The sequence below is a fragment of the Peribacillus sp. NPDC097225 genome, from assembly GCF_044761955.1.
In the GTDB taxonomy this organism is placed as follows: domain Bacteria; phylum Bacillota; class Bacilli; order Bacillales; family DSM-1321; genus Peribacillus.
In genome coordinates this window covers 42,701-48,848 of the sequence record NZ_JBIWDJ010000006.1, presented here as the reverse complement: position 1 = coordinate 48,848, position 6,148 = coordinate 42,701, and the positions used below count along the sequence as shown (strand labels likewise).

5 protein-coding genes are annotated in these 6,148 nt (G+C 41.7%); 4 read left to right on the top strand and 1 reads right to left on the bottom strand.

Features of this window, described 5'->3' with window-relative positions; all coding sequences use genetic code 11:
* Nucleotides 1–1,452 (top strand): SH3 domain-containing protein (locus ACIQXH_RS16340; protein ID WP_403124728.1); only part of this gene is annotated, 1,452 nt, incomplete at its 5' end.
* 268 nt (nt 1,453–1,720) lie between these two features.
* On the opposite strand, the gene ACIQXH_RS16335 is transcribed toward ACIQXH_RS16340, so the two are convergent.
* Nucleotides 1,721–1,972: a hypothetical protein gene (locus ACIQXH_RS16335; RefSeq protein WP_402874120.1), complete on the bottom strand. Its 252-nt coding sequence runs from the start codon at nt 1,970–1,972 to the stop codon at nt 1,721–1,723.
* Nucleotides 1,973–2,200: 228 nt separating this feature from the next.
* On the opposite strand from ACIQXH_RS16335, the gene ACIQXH_RS16330 reads away from it, so the two are divergent.
* The 3 genes from ACIQXH_RS16330 (at nt 2,201) to ACIQXH_RS16320 (ending at nt 6,007) form a co-directional block, all read left to right on the top strand.
* Complete coding sequence (locus ACIQXH_RS16330) at nt 2,201–2,710, top strand: hypothetical protein (RefSeq protein WP_403124725.1); 510 nt, start codon at nt 2,201–2,203, stop codon at nt 2,708–2,710.
* 7 nt (nt 2,711–2,717) lie between these two features.
* Complete coding sequence (locus tag ACIQXH_RS16325) at nt 2,718–3,110, top strand: DUF1648 domain-containing protein (protein ID WP_403124722.1); 393 nt, start codon at nt 2,718–2,720, stop codon at nt 3,108–3,110.
* A gap of 353 nt (nt 3,111–3,463) precedes the next feature.
* A complete protein-coding gene (locus tag ACIQXH_RS16320; RefSeq protein ID WP_403124720.1) occupies nt 3,464–6,007 on the top strand; it encodes a 5'-nucleotidase C-terminal domain-containing protein in 2,544 nt (847 codons plus the stop codon).
* The last annotated feature ends 141 nt before the right edge of the window (nt 6,008–6,148 follow it).

Here is a 6,148-nt window from a genome sequence, read left to right as displayed (position 1 = left end):
AATACGGCCTATCTTTCCACAACGAAACCAGTCACGGCCAAACCAGCGTCCACTCCGGTTAAGACGACGACAAAATACGTGAATGTAAGTTCAGGTACGCTGAATATGAGGAAAAGTGGTTCCGCAAGCGCGGCAATCGTCACCGAGCTAACGAAAGGGACGAAGGTAACGGTGTATTCGGAGTCCAATGGCTGGGCAAAAATCAAGGCGAACAATAAGGAAGGTTATGTGAATACAAAATATCTTTCAACGACCAAACCGACTTCAATAGAGGAAAAGCCGGAACCTACCCCTCCAATTGAAGAAAACACGCTCATTAAATTCGTGAAGGTGAACGATGGATCTAATCTCAACATGCGATCCGCAGCCTCAACGTCTGCCTCTATCGTGGCAATGCTTGCCAATAATACGGCGGTAACGGTGTATTCTGAATCTGATGGTTGGGCAAAGGTTTCAGCAAATGGGAAAACGGGATATGTGAGCTCACAGTATTTAGTTAACACAGCTGCAGAAACTCCAGGCAATGCTCCTGGAACGGTCATTAAGAATTATACAGATTATGGCCTGACGATCGACAAGATGGTAGATTTGCAGATGGCCGTCAATGCCCAAACGGATAAAAGTTACCAAACCTACATACGTGAAGACGGTATTATTTTGACCTCTTCCACGAAAGGTACGGTCAATGGATCGGGCTGGCGAGTACGAGGAGGAGCTGGTCCGGATAACTGGGTAGTCGGTTCGGTCAGCAATAATCAGTCTCTTACAATCAAATCGAAGGTGAAAGGCTCTGACGGTTATTACTGGTATGAAGTCGATATCAATAAAACCTGGGTCAATGCGAGTCCAGAAGATGTGAAATATCATCTGAATCCAGATAATTTCGTGGATGATCCAGTTAACTCTTTTCAATTTGTTAAACTCTCTCAAAGTGCGAACCTAAATGCTGCCGAAGTGAATAGTAGAATCCTATCCGGCAAAGGGATTTTAGAAGGACAAGCAGCCACCTTCATGACGGCAGGGGATAAATATGGAGTCAATGATATTTATCTTATTTCACACGCATTATTGGAAACGGGCAAAGGGACTTCACCATTAGCAACAGGCGTTATGGTGAATGGAAAGACGGTCTATAATATGTATGGAATCGGCGCGTATGATGGAACGGCAGTAAGTAGCGGCGCGCAGTATGCCTATAATGCAGGTTGGTTCACTCCGGAAGCGGCCATCATTGGTGGTGCAGAATTCATCGCCAAAGGGTATATCTCCACAGGTCAGGACACCTTATATAAAATGAGATGGAATCCTGCTGGGGCTAGCAGTTATGGATATGCCACACACCAATATGCAACAGATATCGGCTGGGCCGTGAAGCAAGTAAAACAGATTTATAATCTGTATAGTTTATTAGATTCCTATAATCTAAACATTGAAATTCCAAAATATAAATAATATCGTAAAAACCACATGATTAGGTTCATGTGGTTTTTACGATATATAGCTTATTTCAACATGTATCTTCGGAAAGGCAATTTTATCTTCGAAATCGTCTCATATATCTTCGGAAAGAGCGGTTATATCTTCTGATTTTGCCATTATATCGATTTTTCGAAAAAATTCTTCAGTATTATAAGTAGGAAAAGGTTCAGGTATCACGCTTGGCCTGAACCTTTTACCTATCCACCTTCAGTCCAATATCGTCTCTCTTAAATAAAATATACTAGAATTTACGGACGAAGACGGAAACCCCGAAAACTCCCAAACAGGTATTCGAAACCCTTACAAAATCATTTGATAGTAGACAATTTACAGCTTTCCGGTAGGACTTACCTGTTGATAGCTTGCAGGAATCAGCGTTTCCGATGACTGTAGCTTCTACAATTGTACGAGAAGAGTGAGGCCTTAAAGGATTTCTTTCCCATAGTATCGTCACTACATCAGGAGGTCTAGGAATGGACACAGAATCAGACATGTAATTCACCTCTTTTCTACTGGTTTATATAGTTAATGCGACTTCGGACAAGTTAGCTTATCGATTTGTCATGTTTTTTTAATAAAAGGCTCAAGGATACCCATATAAAATTGGTAGTCATGAGGGATGCCTGGAAGGATTATTTTGTTTTTTAGAGAAATATTATGTAGAAAGCTGAAGAGAGAAATTGATAGAAAAAAATATTCGAATGTATACAGGGGGAATTAGATGCAAAAAAAAGCGAACCGGAAATTATACAGTTTATGGACAGGTGAGTTGACGGCAACGGTCCTTTTTGCCGCTTTGTGGTTGTTATTCATTCAGCAACAGAAATGGGCGGATCCTTACTTGATTTCGTTCCCGCCTATCTATGCCTTTGTTGTGCTGGAGTTCATCCTGCTTCAAGGGAGCCTCTATTGGTTTCTGAAATGGAAACAAGCGAAGCAAAAGAAGTTCGTCGGGCTGCCTTCTGCGCAACTACGTATTTTCCGTGCGTTTAAAAAGATTAATATGGTTCTGATCTTGATAGGATTACTCGTAGCCGTTTATCAATTCATCTTTTTTTCGGTCGGTCATTATTGGTTCATCTTTCTTTATGCATTCGCCATCATTGAACATATCAATTACTACCATATTAGGCTTTCCTATCAGACTCCGGAAGAGTTAAAGGAGTTCTTTCATCAAAAGAAATTTCGTCCTTCCATCCTGGCAAAGGAATTGGCTATGTTAAGAAGGTGAGGAGAACATGGACAAGCAACAAGTAACAACTAAAAAAACATTCGTTGAGAGTTTATTAGATAGTGTTTCGATGATTCTACTTATCATGATGTTTGTATACATATTTTTAAAGTGGCCGGTTCTACCGAATAGCATCCCTATGAGTTTTGATCCATCGGGTGCCGTATCCCAATGGGGAGATAAGAAAAGCATTTTAGGTCTGCCATTAATCGGGCTATTGGCTTTTGGTGTGTTTAGCCTTGTTGAAAGGTATCATGATTCCATCAACTTACGAATCTATAAAAGTGAAGATAAAGACAAGGAGGTAACGTACAATAGGCTGATGGTGAATATCATCAAAACGGGCATCGTCATTTGTCTGCTTCTTGCTAACTGGAGGATCATGGAAGCGGTTCTATAATAGGTACAGATTAAACGGGTGATTCTTCATGAAGAGGAATCGCTTTTTTACTATAGAGATTTTTATGGCAGAGGGAGCTGGATTTTGTAAAATGATGTAGAAAGATGCTAGAGAACAACATTTGTCAAGTTATAAAAATGTCAATATTGTGTAAAAAATCATGGATTTGATATAAATTTGGAATATTCTGTTGTATTATAGGTTATACACATATCTAGAAAAATGGATTTGTGATAATGGGATATGCTGAGATTTTCTGTTTTATGAAAGCATGTTTTGCCTTGAGTCCTCGGTGGGCATGCTAATAAAACCTTATTTCGGCATAGAAAAAGAATGGGGAGGAATTATTTTTTATGGGGAAAAAGAAAATGATTCAATTTGCGTCAGCCACCGTACTGGCCGCATCAACTATCGTCGCAGTGGCACCGGTGCCAACGGATGCTGCAACAACAAGCTTAAACAGTAAAATCAAGATAGCGAAGGCCACCATCAAAAAGCCATTCGACACGTACTTCTACTCTTCTAAACTCGCTTCCGTATCCACCATCAAGAAACAAACCAAAGCTGCAAAACAGGCGAAAAAAGACATAACCGCTACGATTAAAAAATCAACCTTAACGAAAAAACAAAAAGATGAAAAACTAAAGGAAATCAAGGCCTATGATAAATACATAACACGGGCAGAGGGTTATGTGAAAGGCTATCAAAAGGCGGAAAAGGCTAAGGTAGCCCATGATAAAGCACTTAAGTCTCTGACGAATTCCGTTATCGCCCAAAAACCGACGGAGGTTAAGAAAAAATATAACGCACTGGATGCAGCTGTGAAAAAGACCGAAAAGGACATTAAAGATACCGTGTACGGCGCCAAGATTGAAGCCCTTCTATACGATAAGTTCACCAAAGGAACGAAAAAATCCTTAAACGGGGATCTTAAAGTGCCGTACTACTATGATAAGGCCGAGTATTGGATAGCAAAAGGGGATTTGAAAACAGCTGCCAAACGGATGGACGCCGTTTCAGGCCAGTTGAAAAAGGTAAGCAAAACATCGAAGCTCGGTAAGGCCATCCATGCTTACGCGAAGAAAGTAAACGGAAAATATGAAGCGGCCCTTTATACCGAAAAGAAAAAAGCAGTAGAAAAGAAAGTAAGTGCGTACGAAAAGCTGGCAAAGGGACCACTTAAGACGAAAGCACAGATCAACGCGGCTAAACAAGCGAAAGTGGCTATTGATTTAACTGGAATCAATAAAGCGGATAAGAAGGCTTTCCAAGCAAGGATTGCAGCAGCGGATAAGTTGGTTGCAACAGCTGAAGAAGGGCTTCAATTCACCCTATCTTTGATGCATACGAATGACACGCATGCTCATTTGGATAACGTGGCCAAACGGGTGACTGCCGTTAAGGAAGTAAGGGAAAGTAAGCCAAAAGCACTTTTGATCGATGCGGGTGACGTATTCTCAGGAACCTTGTATTTCAATGAATTCAAGGGTCAGGCTGATCTTCAATTCATGAATTTAATGAAATATGACGTGATGACATTCGGAAATCATGAGTTTGATTTAGGGTCAAGTCAAGAAGGCCATCAAGCCTTGGCAGACTTTATTAAAGGCGCCAAGTTCCCATTTGTCAGTTCGAATGTAGACTTTACCAAAGACGATAAATTTAAAGGGTTATTCTCGGATCTATATTCGAGTGAACCTGAACAAGGGAAGATCTATAACGGCATCGTAAAGGATATCGATGGTGAGAAGGTCGGGTTCTTTGGCCTGACGACAGAAGAAACGAAAGACATTTCAAGCCCTGGCAGTATCGTATTCGAGAACTATCTGGAAGAAGCAGAAAAGGCCGTGAAAGCTTTCGAAGGCATGGGCGTGAATAAAATCGTCGCCATCTCCCATCTTGGGTATGATGACAATGCCGAATATGATAATGATTTAACACTGGCATCTAAGGTAAAAGGGATTGATGTGATCGTCGGTGGACATAGCCATACGCAGTTAGACGGTCCAGTTGTGATCAGTGAGGATGAAAAAGGACAAACGAAAGACCCGACTGTCGTTGTCCAAGCTTATCAATATAGTGATTATCTAGGTACGCTTGATGTGGAATTTGATAGTAAGGGGAAAATCATTGGACAAGCAGGGCAGTTAATCAAGCTTGCCGACAAACAGGATGATGCAGAAGCGGCCAAGAAGTTGGAAACCTACTCCAAGAAGATTCAGGAAGTAAAAGAAAGCAAAACGGGCGCAACCGCAGTGAAGGCAATGGAAAGTCCGCGTGATTCAGGTGACGTTACGAAACCAAGTGTCCGTAAAAATGAAACGGAATTAGGCAATTTGATCACCGATGCCATGCTGACGAAAGCGAAGGAATTTAATAAAGATACGGTCATAGCTTTCCAAAATGGTGGAGGCATCCGTGCCGGTATCGATCAAGGTGACATCACATTAGGGGATATCCTCACCGTTTTACCGTTTGGCAATACACTGGCGACGATGAAGCTAACGGGTGCGGAAATAACGCAAGCATTGGAACATAGCGTGAGCCAAGCACCGAGAGAGAGTGGCGGTTTCCTACATGTATCCGGCATGAAATTCACATATGACAGCACAAAGGATGCGGGGCAACGCGTACAAAAGGTTGAAGTGAAAGGACAAGATGGAACGTATAGCGAATTGGATAAAACCAAGCAATATACAGTAGCCACCAATGCCTTTACAGCCAAGGGTGGAGATGGCTTTACAGTCTTTGCAAAGGCCTATGCAGAAGGAAGAGTGACGGACATCGGCCTTCCTGATTGGGAGAACCTTGCGGATTATGTAAGCCAGTTAAAAACGGTCAACCCAACCATCGAGGGACGGATTACGGACGTTTCTGGGATTACACCAAATCCCTGATACAGTTAGGGCGATGCCACTTTAGATGTCACGAATCTTTCTTCCTTTAAAAATGTAGTAGTTAAAGGAGACACCACTCTTTAATAGATGGGAAGGGGAATATCTGACTCACTGACAGGTAACATCGCCAAGGTTTAATAA

Bases quoted from the DNA above. Each gene is read 5' to 3' on its own strand.
- ACIQXH_RS16335 (WP_402874120.1), bottom strand. From the start codon at position 1,972: ATGTCTGATTCTGTGTCCATTCCTAGACCTCCTGATGTAGTGACGATA.
- ACIQXH_RS16330 (WP_403124725.1), top strand. From the start codon at position 2,201: ATGCAAAAAAAAGCGAACCGGAAATTATACAGTTTATGGACAGGTGAG.
- ACIQXH_RS16325 (WP_403124722.1), top strand. From the start codon at position 2,718: ATGGACAAGCAACAAGTAACAACTAAAAAAACATTCGTTGAGAGTTTA.
- ACIQXH_RS16320 (WP_403124720.1), top strand. From the start codon at position 3,464: ATGGGGAAAAAGAAAATGATTCAATTTGCGTCAGCCACCGTACTGGCC.